Origin of the sequence: Nocardia jiangsuensis, assembly GCF_042650385.1 — a bacterium.
GTDB classification, from domain to species: Bacteria; Actinomycetota; Actinomycetes; order Mycobacteriales; family Mycobacteriaceae; genus Nocardia; species Nocardia jiangsuensis.
Genome location: NZ_JBHSAX010000021.1, coordinates 28,453 through 46,313, shown reverse-complemented (window position 1 = coordinate 46,313; position 17,861 = coordinate 28,453). Strand labels below are relative to the sequence as shown.

Here is a 17,861-nt window from a genome sequence, read left to right as displayed (position 1 = left end):
GGAAAAGCCCGCGCGAGTTCACGGCCCATCCCCGGCCGCTGCGAACCCTGCCCACCGAAGATCATCCCGAGCCCGCCCGCGCTCGGGCCGGAGCCGACGCCCGCGTCCAAGGCCGCGAGCAGTTCGTCGCGATCGCTTCCGATCACCACGGCGCGATGCTCGAAGACGGATCGCGCCGCGGCCAGTGACCAGCCGATATCGGCGGGCTCCAGCTCGGGGTGCGCACGCACCCACTGGGCCAGCCGCTGCCCCTGCGCGGCCAGCGCTTCCGGGCCGCGGGCGGAGAGTACCCACGCCACCGGGCCCTCGACCGGGGCCCGTTCAGGTTCGGGTATGTCGGGTGCCTGCTCGAGAATCACGTGCGCGTTGGTGCCGCTGATGCCGAACGAGGAGACCGCGGCCCGCCGCGGGTGGCCGTTGACCGGCCACTCCCGCGCGGAGGTCAGCAACTCGACGGCACCCGACGACCAATCCACGTGTGGCGTCGGCTCGTCCACGTGCAGCGTCGCCGGCAGCACGCCGTTGCGCAGCGCCATCACCATCTTGATCACCCCGGCGACGCCCGCCGCGGCCTGGGTGTGGCCGATATTGGACTTGATCGACCCCAGCCACAGCGGATCGGCGCGATCCTGCCCGTAGGTGGCCAGCAGGGCCTGGGCCTCGATCGGGTCACCCAGGGACGTTCCGGTGCCGTGCGCCTCGACCGCATCGATATCGCCGGTGCCGAGCCCGGCCGAGGCCAGGGCCTGCCGGATCACCCGCTGCTGGGACGGCCCGTTCGGCGCCGTCAGACCATTGGACGCACCATCCTGATTCACCGCACTCCCCCGCACCACCGCCAGCACCGGATGCCCCTTCGCAACCGCATCGGAGAGCCGCTCCAACACCACGACACCGACACCCTCACTCCACCCCGTACCATCGGCCGCACCCGCGAACGACTTACACCGGCCATCCGCGGCCAACCCACGCTGCCGACTGAAATCCACGAACGTCCCCGGCGTCGCCATCACCGTCACTCCACCCGCAAGGGCCATCGAGCACTCCCCGGACCGCAGCGCCTGACCGGCCCAGTGCAAGGCCACCAGGGACGACGAACATGCGGTATCCACCGTCACCGCCGGACCCTCCAGGCCGAGGGCGTACGCCACCCGGCCGGTGGCGACGCTGCCCGCGTTGCCGATGCCGAGGAACGCCTCGGCGCCGTCCGGCACCGAGGTGAGCCGGGCCGAGTAGTCGTGGTACATGAGCCCGGCGTAGACCCCGGTGTCGCTGCCCTTCAGCGACTTCGGGTCGATGCCGGAGTTCTCCAGCGCCTCCCAGCTGGTTTCCAGCAGGAGCCGCTGCTGCGGGTCCATGGCCACGGCCTCGCGCGGGGAGATCCCGAAGAAGCCCGCGTCGAACCCGCCCGCGTCGTGCAGGAAGCCACCCTCGCGGGTGTAGGAGGTACCGGGATTGTCCGGGTCGGGGTGGTACAGGGCGCCGATATCCCAGCCGCGATCCAGCGGGAAACCGGCGATGCCGTCGCCACCGTCGGCGACGAGCTGCCACAGCTCCTCCGGTGTCCGGATGCCGCCGGGGAAGCGGCAGGCCATGCCGACGACCGCGATCGGCTCGCCCGCCGGCACGGCGGAGGCGGTGATCCGGGGTTGCGCGGCCGCGGTCCCGGCCACCCGTTCGAGGACGAAATCCGCGATGGCGGCCGGTGTCGGGTAGTCGAAGATCAGTGTGGCCGGTAGCCGCACCGCCGTGGCGGCGCTGAGCCGGTTGCGCAGCTCCACCGCGGTGAGCGAGTCGAAGCCGAGCTCCCGGAAGGCCCGCCGCACGTCGACGCCCCCGGGGTCGGTGAAGCCGAGTACCGCGCCGACGTGTGCCCGGACCAGGTCGAGCACGGTCGCGCGGCGCTCGGGTTCGGGCAGCGCGGCCAGCCGGGCCGCGAAGTCGCTGTCGCTCGCCGCGGAGCCGGCGGCCGCCCGCCGGATCGGGGTCCGGACCAGGTCCCGCAGCAGCGGTGGCAGGCTGCCCGCTTCGGCCTGGGCGCGCAGCACGGCGGGGTCCATCCGGATGGGCAGGGTGCCCGCCGGGCAGCCGCCGCCGACCGCCGCGTCGAAGAGCGCCAGCGCCTGCTCGGTGGAGAGCGCGAGCCCGCCCGCCCGGTTGATCCGGCTGCGATCGGTGCTGTCGAGGTGGCTGGTGAGGCCGCTGGCCTCCGCCCACAGCCCCCAGGCGAGCGCGATGGCGGGCAGGCCGCGAGCGCGGCGGTGCTGGGCCAGCCCGTCCAGGAAGGCATTCGCCGCGGCGTAGTTGCCCTGCCCGGCGCTGCCGAACGTGCCGGCGGCCGACGAGAACAGCACGAACGAATCCAGCGGCAGATCGGCGGTGAGCAGGTGCAGGTTCCAGGCCGCGTCGGCCTTCGGGGCGAAGACCCGGTCGATGTGGTCCGGTGTGAGCGATTCGAGAACGCCGTCGTCCAGCACGCCCGCGGTGTGCACCACGGAGCGCAGCGGCCGATCGGCGGGGATCTCCGCGAGCAGCCGCCGCAGGGCGTCGGGATCCGAGACGTCGCAGGCGGTGATCTCGGTTTCCGCGCCGAGCGCCCGGAGCCGGGCCGCCAGGTCGTCCGCGCCGGGGGCGGCGGGGCCCTGCCTGCCGACGAGCAGCAGCCGTCCGGCTCCGGCGGCGGCGAGGTGCTCGGACACCGCCGCGCCGAGCGTGCCGGTGCCGCCGGTGATCAGCACCGTGCCGGTGCCGTCCCGGTCGCGTGGCGCTTCGGCGGGTTCGGGCCGGACCGGGTGCAGGCGCGGCACCGAGATCGCGGTGCCGCGCAGCGCCAGCTGCGGTTCGCCGCTGGCCAAGGCCAGGGCGAGGACCGCGGGGTCGACGGGATCGCGGCCGATGTCGACGAGGACGAAGCGACCGGGGTGCTCGGCCTGGGCCGCGCGCAGCAGCCCCCACACCGCGGAGCCGGTCAGCCCCGCGATCGGCTCGCCGGGATCGACCGCGACCGCGTCCCTGGTCACGACCACCAGCACCGTGGATTCGAGCTGCGGCGCGGTGACGAAGGCCCGGACGATCTCGAGCGCCGCGCGCACCCCGGACCTGGCGTGTTCGGCGGGCCCGGTGCAGGGAAGCAGAACGAGCTCCGGCGGGTCGGCCGCGAGCAGTTCGTCGAGGGTCGCCGTCGGCCGGTCGGGGCCGGTCAGCTCCTCGATACCCGCCGAGTCCGGCGCGGTGAGGACGGTCCACCGTTCCGGTGCCGGGGCGGTGGCGGCGCGCAGCGGAACCCAGCGCACCGCGTACAGGTTCTCGGTGGGGCGCCGCGCCCCGAGCTGATCGGCGGCGACGGGCCGCAGGACCAGCGAGTCCACCGAGACGACCGGGTTCCCCGCGGGGTCGGTGGCCACCAGCCGCACGGTGTTCGGGCCGATGGCGCGCAGCCGGACCCGCAGCGTGGATGCGCCGGTGGCGTGCAGGACCGCGCCGGACCAGGAGAAAGGCAGCATCCCGTAGCCGACACCGCCGAGGTCGAGCCGCTCGTCGGCGCTGAGCGTCACGGCCTGCAGCGCGGCGTCCAGCAGCGCCGGATGCAGGCCGAAGGCTGTTCCAGCCGACGTGCTTTCGGCGCCTTCGGGGAGCGCGACCTCGGCGTGGACGTCGTCGCCTGCCCGCCAGACGGCGCGCAGCCCCCGGAAGGTCGGGCCGTAGGCGAAGCCGGTGGTGGCGAGGTTGTCGTAGAGGCCGTCGAGCTCGACGGGGGTGGCGTCGCGCGGCGGCCAGTCCCCGAGTACGGCGGGTTCGGTGGTCTCCGGTGTGACGGTGCCGGTGGCGTGGTGGGTCCACGGCCGGTCCGGGCTGTCGTCGTCGTGCGGGCGGGAGTAGATGTCGATCTCCCGGCCGCCGTCGGCACCGGGTTTCGCGACCACGATCTGCACATCGGTCGCGGCCGGTGCCGGGTCGTCCGCCGCGCCGAGGATCAGCGGCGTGTGGATGACCAGTTCCTCGACCCGGCCGTAGCCGACCCGGTCGGCCGCGCAGATCGCGAGCTCCACGAATCCCGTGCCTGGCAGCAGGATCGAGCCGAGTACCGCGTGATCGGCCACCCACGGGTTGGTGCGCGCCGAGAGGCGGCCGGTCAGGATGACGGTGCCGGACTCGGCCATCTCCACCACCGCGCTCAGCAGCGGGTGCGCGACCGCGCCGAGGCCGAGGCCGCGGGCGTCGCCGGTGCCGGTGGCACCGGATTCCAGCCAGTAGCGCTGGTGCTGGAAAGCGTAGGTGGGCAGCGGGATCCGCCGTCCGCCGAAGTTCCAGTCGACCGGGGTGCCGGTGACGAAGAGTTCCGCCGCTGCGAGCAGGAGTTGCCGCTGCTCGGGCTGGTCGCGGCGCAAGGTGCCGACGGTGACCGTGCCGGGCAGTACCGGGTGCGGGGAGACCTCCACGAGTTTCGTGAAGCCGTCCGCGTGTGCGGCGGTGACCGCGCCGTGGAAATCGACGGTGGTGCGCAGGTTCTCGTACCAGTACCCGGCGTCCATCGACGTGGTGTCGAGGAGGCTCGCGGTGACCGTCGAGTACAGCGGGATCCGGCCCGGGCCCGGCTCGACACCGGCCAGCACCTCCACCAGTTCCGCACGCAGCGCCTCCACCGCCGGGGAGTGCGAGGCGTAATCCACCGGCAGCCAACGGGTTCGGACATCGGAGCCGAGTTCGGCCACGACCTGCCGCAGGGCCTCGGCGGTGCCGGAGAGGACCACCGAATCGGGGCCGTTCACCGCCGCGATCGAGACCCCCCGGCGTTCCTCGACGGGAGCGGCGACCGACAGCATCGTCCCGCTGCCGCTCAGGGAACGCAGCGCGGCACTGCGCAGCGCCACCACGCGGGCGCCGTCGTCCAGGCTCAGGGCACCGGCCACGACAGCGGCGGCGATCTCGCCCTGCGAGTGCCCGATCACCGCGGCAGGATGCACACCCCGCGACTCCCACACCGCGGCGAGGGAGACCATCACGGCCCAGAGCACCGGCTGCACCACATCGACCCGGGCCAGCGCCTCCTCGTCACCGAGGACATCGCGCAACGACCAGGAGACGTGGGGAGCCAGGGCCACCGAGCACTCGTCCATCCGCTGCGCGAAGACCGGCGAGGACACCAGCAGCTCACGGCCCATTCCGGCCCACTGACCACCCTGGCCGGGGAACACGAACACCACACCCGGACCCGGGCGCGCGGAACCGGTCACCACACCGGGGTGCGGGAGACCGGCGGCCGCCGCGTCCAATCCGGACAGCAGCTCCTCGTGATCGTCGCCGACCACGACCACCCGGTCCTCGAACAGCGACCGCGTCGACAGCAGCGAACCGGCGACATCGACCGGTGCGAGTCCGGGATGCTCACGGACCCACCCGGCCAATCGGCCCGCCTGCTCGGCGACGGCGGCGGCGCCGCGGCCGGAGACGATCCAGGCCACCGGCCCCTCGGCAGCCACCGGTTCCACCTCGGTGCTCTCCGGCGCCTGCTCGAGAATCACGTGGGCATTCGTCCCGCTGATCCCGAACGAGGAGACCGCGGCCCGCCGCGGGCGGCCGTGCTCCGGCCACGCGCGCGCGGCGCCGAGCAGCTCGACCGCGCCCGCGGCCCAATCCACCTGCGGGGTCGGCTCGTCCACGTGCAGCGTGGCGGGCATCACCCCGTGCCGCAGCGCCTGCACCGCCTTGATGACGCCCGCGACCCCGGCGGCGGCCTGGGTGTGGCCGATATTCGACTTGATCGACCCCAGCCACAACGGCTCGGTGCGGTCCTGCCCATAGGTCGCCAGCAGCGCCTGGGCCTCGATGGGATCACCGAGGGAGGTGCCGGTGCCGTGCGCCTCGACCAGATCCACCTCGGCACCGGTCAGCCGGGCTGCCGCCAGCGCCTGCCGGATCACCCGCTGCTGGGACGGGCCGTTCGGTGCGGTCAGCCCGTTCGAGGCGCCGTCCTGGTTCACCGCGCTACCGCGCAGCACCGCCAGCACCGGATGTCCCTTCGCCCGTGCGTCCGAGAGCCGCTCCAGGACGAGCACGCCGACCCCTTCACCCCAGCCGGTGCCGTCGGCGGCCTTGGCGAACGCCTTGCACCTGGCATCGGGGGCGAACGCGCGCTGCCGGGAGAACTCCACGAAGCTGGTCGGCGTCGCCATGACCGTGACGCCGCCGGCCAGCGCCATCGAGCACTCGCCGGAGCGCAGCGCCTGCGCCGCCCAGTGCAGCGCCACCAGCGACGAGGAGCAGGCGGTGTCCACCGAGACCGCGGGCCCCTCCAGCCCGAGCACGTACGCCACCCGGCCGGAGAGCACGCTCGCCGCGTTCCCGGTGCCCAGGAAGCCCTCGATCCCCTCCGGCACGGAGGCGAGCCGCGCGGAGTAGTCGTGGTACATGACGCCGGCGAAGACCCCGGTGTCGGTGCCCTTCAACGACCGCGGATCGATCCCGGCGTGCTCCAGCGCCTCCCAGGAACTCTCCAGCAGCAGCCGCTGCTGCGGATCCATCGCCAGCGCCTCGCGCGGCGAGATCCCGAAGAACCCGGGGTCGAACTGCGCGGCATCGCGGAGGAATCCGCCCTGCCGCGTGTAGGAGGTGCCGGGATTCTCCGGATCCGGGTCGTAGAGCGCCTCCACATCCCATTCGCGGTCGGTCGGGAAGTCGCAGATTCCGTCGCCGCCGTCCAGGACGAAGCGCCACAGCTCGTCGGCGGAGCCGATGCCGCCGGGGAACCGGCACGCCATGCCGACCACGGCCAGCGGCTCGTCCGTGCCCGCCGCGCGGACCGGAACGGGCCGCTGCCGCTCCGGCGTCCGACCCGATACCTGGGGCAGCACGAACTCCGCGATGGCGGTCGGGGTCGGGTAGTCGAAGATCAGGGTGGCGGGCAGCCGCACACCGGCCGCGGCGCCGAGCCGGTTCCGCAGCTCGACCGCGGTGAGCGAGTCGAATCCGAGGTCGCGGAAGGCCTGATCCACGCTGACCTGCCCGGCGTCGGTGTGGCCGAGCACGGCTGCCACGTGGGCGCGCACAACCTCGAGCACGGCGCCGAGCTGCTCGGCCTCCGGGAGCCGGGCGAGCCGGTCGGCCAGCTCGCCGGAGGCGCCGGTGCCGCTGCTCGCGGCTCGGCGGCTCGGCACCCGGACCAGCTCGCGGAACGTCTCGGGCAGCCCGCCGTTCGCCGCCTGCTTGCGCAACAGCGCGGTATTGATCCGCATCGGCAGCACGGCCGCGCGGGGTGCCGTGATGGTCGCGTCGAACAGGGCGAGCCCCTTGCCGCTCGGCAGCGCCGCCGCGCCGCTGCGATCGAGCCGCCTGCGGTCGTCCTCGTTCAGGTGTCCGGTCATGCCGCTCGCCTGCGCCCAGAGGCCCCACCCCAGCGATACCGCGGGCAGCCCGCGGGCGCGCCGATGGTGGGCGAGGCCGTCCACGAACGCGTTCGCCGCCGCGTAGTTGGCCTGCCCGCCGTTGCCGAAGGTGCCCGACGCCGAGGAGAAGAGCACGAACGCCGCCAGCGGCAACTCGGCGGTGAGTTCGTGCAGGTGCCAGGCCGCGTCGACCTTCGCGGCGAAGACGTCCGTGAACCGTTCGGGGGTGAGGGAATCGAGCACGCCGTCGTCCAGCACACCGGCGGTGTGCAGGACGACGCGCAGCGGGCGGTGGGCGGGAATGCCCGCCAGCACCGCGGCCAGCGCGCCGCGATCCGCGGCGTCGCAGGCCGCGACCTCGGCCTCGGCGCCCATGGCCGCGAGTTCGGCGACCAGTTCCCGCGCGCCCGGCGCCTCGATCCCGCGCCTGCTGGTGAGCAGCAGGTGTCGTGCGCCGTGCGCCGCGACGTGCCGCGCGATCATCGCGCCGAGCACCCCGGTGCCGCCGGCGACGAGCACGGTGCCCTCGTCCCAGGTGACCGGCGGCGCCTCGGTGCCGAGATCCATGGTGTGCACGCGGGGCACGAACACCGCGTCCGCGCGCAGCGCCACCTGCGGCTCGCCGGTCGCCACCGCCTCCGGGAGCAGCCCGGTGCGCACCGCGCCGGGGTCCAGATCGACCAGGATGAAGCGGTCCGGCTCCTCCGACTGCGCGGTGCGGATCAGCCCCCACACCGCCGCACCGGCGAGATCGGTGACATCACCGTCCGGCACGGCGACGGCACCGCTGGTCACCACCACCAACCGGGAGGAATCCAGCTCGGGCGTGCGCAACCACTCCTGCACCACCGCAAGGGTCGCGCAGACCTGATCGCGCACGGCGGCGGGGCCGATCCCGGTCGGCGCGGTCAGATCGAGCACGACGAGCTCCGGCGGGGCGCCATCGGCCGCCGGCTCGGCCACGCTGCTGTACAGCGCGGGGGCAACCCCGCGGGCCGACAACCCGGGCGCGACACCGCGTCCCGCGGTTCCCAGCACCGCCCAGCCACTCGCTGCGGCCGCCGGGGTGGCCACGCGCGTCCAGTCCAGGACGTACAGATCGTCCGGCCCGCGGCGGACGCGGACCTGGTCGGCGGTGACCGGACGCAGGGCGAGGGAATCGACGGTGACGACCGGCGCACCGGCGGGGTCGGTGGCGGTCAGGGTGACGGCGTCGGCGGCGCCCGAGCGGCGCAGGTGGATGCGCAGCGTCTCGGCGGCGCTCGCGTGCAGGGTGACGCCGGACCAGGAGAACGGCAGCTGCCCCGCGCCGTCGGTCCCGATCAGCGCGGTCGCGCCGATCGCGTGCAGTGCGGCGTCGAGCAGCGCCGGGTGCAGTCCGAAGCCCGCGTTCTCCGCGGAGCCGGGGAGCGCGACCTCGGCGTAGACGTCGCCGCCGTCCCGCCAGACCGACCGGAGCCCGCGGAAGACGGGGCCGTAGCCGAATCCGGCGGTGGCCAGCCCCTCGTAGAGGCCGTCGATCGCGACCGATTCCGCACCGCGGGGCGGCCAGGCAGCCCCCGATCCGAGTTCGGCCGGTGCGGCGGCGTCCGGGGTGAGGACGCCGGTGGCATGCTGCGTCCAGGGCCGATCCGGCGCGTCCTGGTCCTGCGGGCGGGAGTAGATGTCGATTCCGCGGCCGCCGTCCGGGTCGGGGCCGCCGATGACGATCTGGATCTCGGTCACGCCCGGCGCCGGCTCGGCTACCGTGCCGAGGATCAGGGGTGCGTGCACGACCAGTTCCTCCACCCGGCCGTAGCCGATCTGATCGGCCGCGCAGATGGCGAGTTCCACGAACCCGGTGCCCGGCAACAGGATCGAGCCGAGAACGGCGTGATCGACCACCCACGGGTGGGTGCGCGGCGACACCGTGCCGGTGAGCACGACGGTATCGGCCTCGGCGACGCTGATCATCGCGCCGAGCAGCGGATGCCCCAGGGAGCCGAGGCCGAGCCCGGTCGCGTCCGCACCGCCCGAACGGGCGGACTCGAGCCAGTACCGCTGGTGCTGGAACACGTAGGTGGGCAGCGGGACCCGGCGGCCCGCCGTCTCCCAGCCGATCGGGGTGCCGGTGACGAAGAGTTCCGCCGCAGCGAGCAGGAACTGGCGCTGCTCGGGCTGATCACGGCGCAGCGTGCCAACGGTGACCGCGCCGGGCAGGACAGGGTGCGGGGAGACCTCCACCAGCTTCGTGAGGCCGTCCGCGTGTGCGGCGGTGACCGCGCCGTGGAAATCGACAGTGGCGCGCAGGTTCTCGTACCAGTACCCGGCATCCATCGTCGCGGTGTCGATGACGCTCGCGGTGACCGTGGAGTACAGCGGGATCCGGCCCGCGGCCGGGGTCACCCCGGCCAGGGTGCGGGCCAGTTCGTCGCGCAGGGTCTCCACCGCGGGGGAGTGCGAAGCGTAATCCACCGGGAGCCAGCGGGTCCGGACTTCCTCGCCGAGTTCGTCCACCACCCGCCGCAAGGCTTCCGTCGTGCCCGACAGGACCACCGAATCGGGGCCGTTCACGGCGGCGACCGACACCCCCGGTCGCTCCTCGAAGGGCGCGGCGACCGAGAGCATGGTCCCGCTGCCGCTCAGCGAACGCAGCGCGGCGCTGCGCAGCGCCACCACCCGGGCACCGTCCTCGAGGCTCAGCACACCGGCGACGACGGCTGCGGCGATCTCACCCTGCGAGTGACCGATCACCGCAGCGGGGTGCACACCCCGCGATTCCCAGACGGCCGCGAGCGAGACCATGACCGCCCACAGGACGGGCTGCACCACATCCACCCGCGCCAGTGCCTCTTCGTCACCGAGGACATCGCGCAACGACCACGAAACATGCGGGGCGAGAGCCTCGGCGCACTCGTCCATCCGCGCCGCGAAGACCGGCGACGCCGCCAGCAGCTCGCGCCCCATCCCGGCCCACTGACCACCCTGGCCGGGGAACACGAACACCACACCGGACTCCGGACCGGCCGTACCGGTCACGACACCGGGGTGCGGCAGACCCGCTGCCGCGGCCTCCAATCCGGACAGCAGCTCCTCGCGGTCCGCACCGACGACCACGACCCGGTCCTCGAACACCGACCGCGTCGCCACCAGCGAGCCCGCCACATCGATCGGCGCCAGCTCCGGACGCTCGCGCACCCACTCCGCCAGCCGGCCCGCCTGTGCGGCAACAGCATCCCGGCCCCGACCGGAGACCACCCACGCCACCGGCCCCCGCGCCTCGACCGGCTCGACCTCGTCGACCTCCGGCGCCTGCTCCAGAATCACGTGCGCATTGGTCCCGCTCATCCCGAACGACGACACGGCGGCCCGGCGCGGATGCCCGTTGGCGGGCCACGCTCGCGGCTCGGTCAGCAGCTCGATCGCACCCGCGGTCCAGTCCACGTGCGGCGTCGGCTCGTCCACGTGCAGCGTCGCGGGCATGAGCTCGTGCCGCAGCGCCTGCACCATCTTGATCACCCCGGCGACGCCCGCCGCGGCCTGGGTGTGGCCGATATTGGACTTGATCGAGCCCAGCCACAGCGGGTCGGTGCGGTCCTGCCCGTAGGTGGCCAGCAGCGCTTGCGCCTCGATGGGATCGCCGAGGGAGGTGCCGGTGCCGTGCGCCTCGACCACATCGACATCGGCGGCGCCGAGCCCGGCCGAGGCCAGGGCCTGCCGGATCACCCGCTGCTGGGAGGGGCCGTTCGGCGCCGTCAGGCCGTTCGAGGCGCCGTCCTGGTTCACCGCGCTGGCTCGCAGTACCGCCAGCACCGGATGGCCCTTCGCGCGGGCGTCGGAGAGCCGCTCCAGCACGACGACGCCGATGCCCTCACCCCAGCCGGTGCCGTCCGCGGCCCCGGCGAAGGGCTTGCAGCGGCCGTCAGCGGCCAGGCCGCGCTGGCGGCTGAAGTCGACGAACGAGGCGGCGGTCGCCATCACCGCCACTCCCCCGGCCAGCGCCATCGAGCACTCGCCCCGGCGCAGCGCCTGGCTCGCCAGGTGCAGCGCCACCAGCGACGAGGAGCAGGCGGTGTCCAGCGTGACCGCAGGGCCCTCCAGCCCGAAGACGTAGGCGACCCGGCCGGAGAGCACGCTCGCCGAATTGCCGGTGCTGAGATAGCCTTCCAGCCCCTCCGGTACGGCATCCAGCTGGGCGAGGTAGTCGTGGTAGCTCATGCCGACGAAGACGCCGGTATCGCTGCCCTTCAACGACTTCGGATCGATCCCGGCGGTCTCGAACGCCTCCCAGGACGTTTCCAGCAGCAGCCGCTGCTGCGGGTCCATGGCCAGCGCCTCGCGCGGTGAGATCCCGAAGAACCCGGCGTCGAACTGCCCCGCGTCGTGGAGGAAGCCACCCTCGCGGGTGTAGGAGGTCCCCGGATTCTCCGGGTCCGGGTCGTACAGGGCCTCCAGGTCCCAGCCGCGGTCGGCCGGGAATCCGGAGATTCCCTCGCCACCGGTCGCGGCCAGCTGCCAGAGCTGGTCGGCGGAGCGCACGTTCCCCGGGTACCGGCACGCCATGCCGACGAGCGCGAGCGGCTCGGCCGTGCGTTCCTCGAGTTCGGTCACCCGGCGGCGGCTGTCCCGCAGATCGGCGGTCACCCGGCGCAGATATTTGACCAGTGTGTCGTTGTCGACCATTGGCGTGTCGTTCTCAACCATGGGAAAGCCCCTTATTCCGCAACGCTTCCGAATTCTTCGTCGATGAAATCGAGCAGCTCGTTCACGGACGCGGCTTCGAGATCGCGGTCCGCGGCCTCCGGCCGGGCCAGCGATCGCACCGATTCGTACCGGGAGAGCACCGATTTCATCCGGGCGACCACGCTCGCGATCTCGTCGGGATCGATCCGCTCGGGCGCCTGCGTGAACTCCGCGATCGCCCTGGTCACCTCCTGCTCCAGCGCGGCCACCCGCTCGGCCACCGGCGTCGCCTCGCCGTTCCGCTGCACATCGAGCAGCGCGCGGATGTGGTCCGCGATATCCCGCGGCGTCGGGTAGTCGAAGATCAACGTCGCCGGGAGCGCGAGGCCGGTTGCGCGGTTCAGGTGGTTGCGGAGCTCGACGGCGGTGAGCGAGTCGAATCCGGCCTCCCGGAACGGCCGGTCCGGCTCGACCGACCGCGGCCCCGCGTGCCCGAGGATGGTGGCGACGTGGGTGCAGACGAGGTCGAGCGCCAGGCGCTGCTGATCCGCGCCGGAGAGCGCGGTGAGCCGGGCCACCCACTCCGATTTCGCCTCGTTCGGCGCGCCGTCGTCGTCCTGCCGGTTCAGCAGCTCGACGACGGCGGGGAGCGCGGCGAGCAGCGGGCGCGGGCGGGCCAGCGCGAAGGTCGGGTAGAACCGGGCCCAGTCGACGTCCGCGACAGTCAGCGTGCGCCCACCGGAGGCCGTCGCGCCGTCCAGCACCGCCATGACGGCGGCAGGGTCCATGGTGCGCAGGCCCTGCCGATCGAAACGCTCGCGGGCCTGCGCGCTCTCGGCAGCACCGCCCTCGTGCCCGCCGCCCTCGATTGCGCCGCTCTCGTGCCCGCCGTTCTCGTGCCACGGCCCCCACGCCACGGCTGTGGCGGGCAGCCCGGCCTGGCGGCGGTGCTCGGCCAGCGCGTCGAGGTAGGCGTTGGCGGCCGAGAACGCGCCCTGACCGCCGCCGCCCCACACGCCTGCGGCGGAGGAGAAGAGCACGAAGGCCGAGAGCGGGAACTCGGCGGTGAGCTCGTGCAGGATGCGGGCGGCCGTCCGCTCGGAGTCGAGCACGGCGTCCAACCGGTCGGGGTCGATGGCGTCGAGGACGTCGTCGGCGCCGCGCCCGGCGGCGTGCACGACGGCGGTGAGCGGCTGGATCTCGGCGAGCACCGCGGCGATCGCGGCACGATCGGCGGGATCGCACCGCACCGATCGCACCGGGAGATCGGGCAGCTCCGATGCGGCGGCGGCGTGGTTCAGCAGCACCAGCCGCCGGGCGCCGCGGGCGGCGGCCCAGCGGGCGGCGTGCACGCCGAGCGCAGCGGTGCCGCCGGTGACGAGGACGGTGCCGTCCAGCTCCGCGGGCGATTCCGCGCCCGAGCCGGGAGCGGGGACCAGCCTGCGCAGGTACACCCCCGCCGAGCGGATGGCCACCTGGTCCTCCCCGCCGGTGCCGGTCACCACCTCGGCCAGCGCCCGCTCCACGCGGGTGTCGAGCTGCGCGGGAAGATCGATCAAGCCGCCCCAGCGGTCCGGGTGTTCGAGTCCGGCGACCCGGCCGAGACCCCAGATCATGGCCTGCTCCGGCGCTGTCAGCGGGTCCGAGCCCGCCACCGAGACGGCGCCGCGCGTCACGCACCACAGCGGTGACCGCAGCCCCGCGGCACCGAGCCCCTGTACCAGCGCGAGCGTGCCCGCGGGCCCGAGCAGGGACAGCACTCCGGTCGGCGGCTCACCGGCCAGGCGCTCCGGCCAGGTCTGCCGATCACCGGCCTCCGACTCCCGGACGGTGGCACCGCGCGCGGTCAGCGCCCGCGCACACGCGGCGGCGGTCTCCTCCGCGCCGGGTGCGGTGACGAGCAGCCAGGTGCCGGTGAGCCGCCCGTCGCCGAGCGGCGCGGTGGCCGGGATCCAGTCGACCCGGTAGCGCAGCTCGTCCAGCTCCGACCTGGCCTGCCGCGCGCGCCGCCACTCCGCCAGCGCGGCCAGCACCGGCGCCGGATCGGTGCCGGACGGTAGCGCGGGAAGCTGTCCGGCATCGACCATGGCCCAGAACTCGGCGTCGATCCCCTCCGCCGAGGTGGCCGGGGCGGTGCCGCTGGGGAGCCAGTAGTGTTCGTGCTGGAATGCGTAGGTGGGCAGCGTTATTCGCTCGGCACCGCGTCCCGCGTACAAGGCCGCCCAGTCGACGTGGACGCCCGCGGTGCAGGCCCGCGCCACCCCGGTGAGCACCGCCGTCACCTCGCTCTCGCCGCGCCACAATCCCGCCGCGACGCCCTCGTGCACCAGGCTCGCCAGACCGCCGTCGCCGAGCTCGAGGTAGCGGTTGACGCCCTGCTCGGTGAGATGGGCCAGGGCGCGGGAGAACTGGACGGTGTCGCGCAGGTGGCGCACCCAGTACTCGGGGGAGGTGGCCTGCTCGGCGGTCAGCGGCTCCCCGGTGCTGTCGGAGATCACCGGGATCAGCGGGGGATGCAGCTCGACGCCGACGAGGATGTCGCGGAAATCGTCCAGGACGGGGTCCATGTGGGGCGAGTGGAAAGCGTGCGAGACCGGGAGGCGCTTGGTCCGGTGGCCCGCGGCGGACCAGTACCCGGTGACCTCGGTGACGGCGTCCTCCTCACCCGAGATCACCACCGCGTCAGCGGCATTCACCGCCGCCAAGGACACCGCACTGCTGTCCGCCAGCACCAGCCCGATCGAGTCGCGTACTTCCTGTTCCCCCGCCCGGATCGACACCATCGCACCGCCACCGGGAAGCTCCTGCATCAACCGGCCGCGCTCGGCCACCACCCGCGCGGCATCCGGCAACGACATCACCCCCGCCACATGCGCGGCGGCCAGGCCACCGATCGAATGCCCCAGCACGTAATCGGGGGCGATCGACCAGGATTCGAGCAACCGGAACAACGCGACCTCGACCGCGAACAGCGCCTGCTGGGTGTAGCGGGTCTCGTTCAGCAGGACCGGATCGTTGTCGATCACGTCCCGCAAGGACTCGTCCAGGTACCCGCACACCTCGTCCAGGGCATCGGCGAAGACCGGGAAAACCCGGGCGAGTTCCCTTCCCATGCCCACCCGCTGCGCGCCCTGTCCCCCGAACAGCAGGCAGAGGCCGGTGGCGGCGCCCGCTTCCGGCTCGGACACCACGGCGGGGTGCGGTTCGTCGCGGGCGGCCGCGTCGAGCCCGCCGAGCAGGGTGCCGAGATCGTCGCCGAGCACGACGACGCGGTCCTCGAAGGTCGTGCGGGTCGAGGCCAGCGACCATCCGACGTCGACGGCCCGCTCGGGGCGTTCGCGCAGCCGGTCGGCCAGCCGGGCGGCCTGCGCGGCAACGGCGGCGCGGCCACGACCGGAGACGACCAAGGCCACCGGGCCCTCGGCGACCGGTTCCGGGGTCGTGGCCGGCGCGGGCTCGGGCGGCTGTTCGAGGATGAGGTGGGCGTTCGTGCCGCTGATCCCGAACGAGGAGACCGCCGCGCGCCGCGGGTGGCCGTTGCGCGGCCACTCCCGCGCGCCGGTGAGCAGCTCGACCGTGCCCGCGGACCAGTCCACGTGCGGTGTCGGCTCCGTGACGTGCAGTGTCGGCGGCATGACCCGGTGCCGGAGCGCCATGATCATCTTGATCACGCCCGCGACCCCGGCCGCCGCCTGCGCATGGCCGATATTGGATTTGATCGACCCCAGCCACAGCGGCTCCGCGCGCTGCTGCCCGTAGGTGGCGATGAGGGCTTGGGCCTCGATGGGATCACCGAGGGCGGTGCCGGTGCCGTGCGCTTCGACCACATCCACCTCGGCGGTGGTCAATCCGCCGGCGGTGAGCGCCTGCTGGATCACCCGCTGCTGGGACGGGCCGTTCGGCGCGGTCAGCCCGTTCGACGCGCCGTCCTGGTTCACGGCGCTGCCGCGCAGTACCGCGAGCACCGGGTGGCCGTTCGCCCGCGCGTCCGAGAGCCGCTCCAGGACCAGCACACCCACGCCCTCGGCCGGGCCGAAGCCGTCGGCGGCGGCATCGAAGGCCTTGCAGCGGCCGTTCCCGGCCAGCCCGCGCTGGCGGCTGAAATCGATGAAGGTGCCCGGCGTCGCCATGACCGTCACGCCACCCGCCAGGGCCAGCGAGCACTCGCCACCGCGCAGCGCCTGCGCCGCCAGGTGCGCCGCCACCAGCGAGGACGAGCACGCGGTATCCACCGTCATGGCCGGGCCCTGCAGGCCGAGCACATACGACAACCGGCCCGACACCACACTCGCCGAACTACCGGTACCGAGCAGCCCTTCCAGTCCTTCGGGCACACTTCGCAGCCGGGACGCGTGATCGTGGTAGGTCACCCCGGCGAACACCCCGGTGTCACTGTCGCGCAACGACTTCGGATCGACGCCGGCGCTCTCCAGCGCCTCCCAGCCGACCTCGAGCATCAACCGCTGCTGCGGATCCATGGCCAGCGCCTCGCGCGGCGAGATCCCGAAGAACCCGGCATCGAAATCACCGGCGTCGTGCAGGAAGCCGCCCTCGCGGGTGTAGGAGGTGCCCGCGCTGTCCGGGTCGGGGTCGTAGAGGCCGTCGAGATCCCAGCCCCGGTCACCGGGGAGCGGGGTGATGGCATCACCGGCGCCGATCACCAGGTCCCACAGTTGCTCCGGCGTGCCGACCCCGCCGGGGAACCGGCAGGCCATCCCCACCACGACCACGGCGTCCTCGGTGGCCACCGCGGCGGTGCTCGCGGTGGCCGCGGGGCCGGGGGCGACGGCATCGAGCAGGTGCCGGGTGACGGCATCCGGGGTCGGGAAATCGAAGACCAGGGTCGATGGCAGGGTGCGGCCGGTGCTCGCCGCCAGCCGATTGCGGAACTCCACGGCGGTGAGGGAGTCGAAGCCCAGGTCCCGGAAGGCCCGGTCGGCGCCGATCCCGGCGGCGTCCGGGTAGCCGAGCACGGTCGCGGTGTGCGCGCGGACCAGGTCGAGCAGGTGCCGGTGGCGCTGGGTCGCGGTCATGGCCGCCAGCCGGGCACCGAGCCCGGCGGCCGAATCCGAGCCGGCCGCGGCGGAGCGGCGGGCGGGGACGCGCACCAGGTCGCGCAGCAGCGGGTGCACCGCGCCGGAGCGGGCGCGGGCGCGCAGGTCGTCGTGGTCGAGGACGATGGCGAGCGGCGCGGGTTCCGCCGCGGTAGCGGCGATATCGAACAGCGCCAGTCCGCGCGCGGTGGCGAGCGCGCGGGTGCCGCCGCGGCCCAGGCGGGCGTGATCGGCGCCGGTCAGCGCGCCCGTCATCGCGCTGGCCTGCTCCCACAGCCCCCAGCCGATCGATACCGCCGGAAGGCCGTGCGCCCGCCGTGCGGCAGCCAGCGCGTCCAGGTAGGCATTGGCCGCCGCGTAGTTGGCCTGTCCGGCATTGCCGAAGGTCGCCGAGGCGGAGGAGAACAGGACGAACCCCGCCAGCGGCCGGTCACGGGTGAGCTCGTGCAGGTGTCGGGCGGCGTCGGCCTTGGCGGCCAGCACGGATTCGATCCGCTGCGGGGTCAGCGACTCGACCGTGCCGTCGTCGAGCACGCCGGCCGCGTGTACGACCGCCGTCAGGTCCGGGATTCCCGCCAGCAGCGCGGCGACCGAGCCGCGGTGCGCGACATCGCAGGACACCACCTCGACCCGGGCGTCCGCGCGGGCGAGTTCGGCCACCAGTTCCGGGGCGCCGGGTGCCTCGGCGCCCCGGCGGCTGGTCAGCACCAGCCTGCGCGCGCCCGCCGCGACCAGGTGCCGCGCGAGTGCCGCGCCGAGTACC

The 17,861-nt window shown here is 73.8% G+C and carries 2 protein-coding genes; both read right to left on the bottom strand.

Annotated features, from left to right (window positions below; translation table 11 throughout):
* On the bottom strand, positions 1-12,044 hold a 12,044-nt coding region (locus tag ACFO0B_RS26080), incomplete at its 3' end, for an SDR family NAD(P)-dependent oxidoreductase (protein ID WP_378615339.1).
* A 32-nt stretch (positions 12,045-12,076) separates the two neighbouring features.
* The coding region (locus ACFO0B_RS26075) for a type I polyketide synthase (RefSeq protein WP_378615337.1) at positions 12,077-17,861 on the bottom strand (5,785 nt) is incomplete at its 5' end.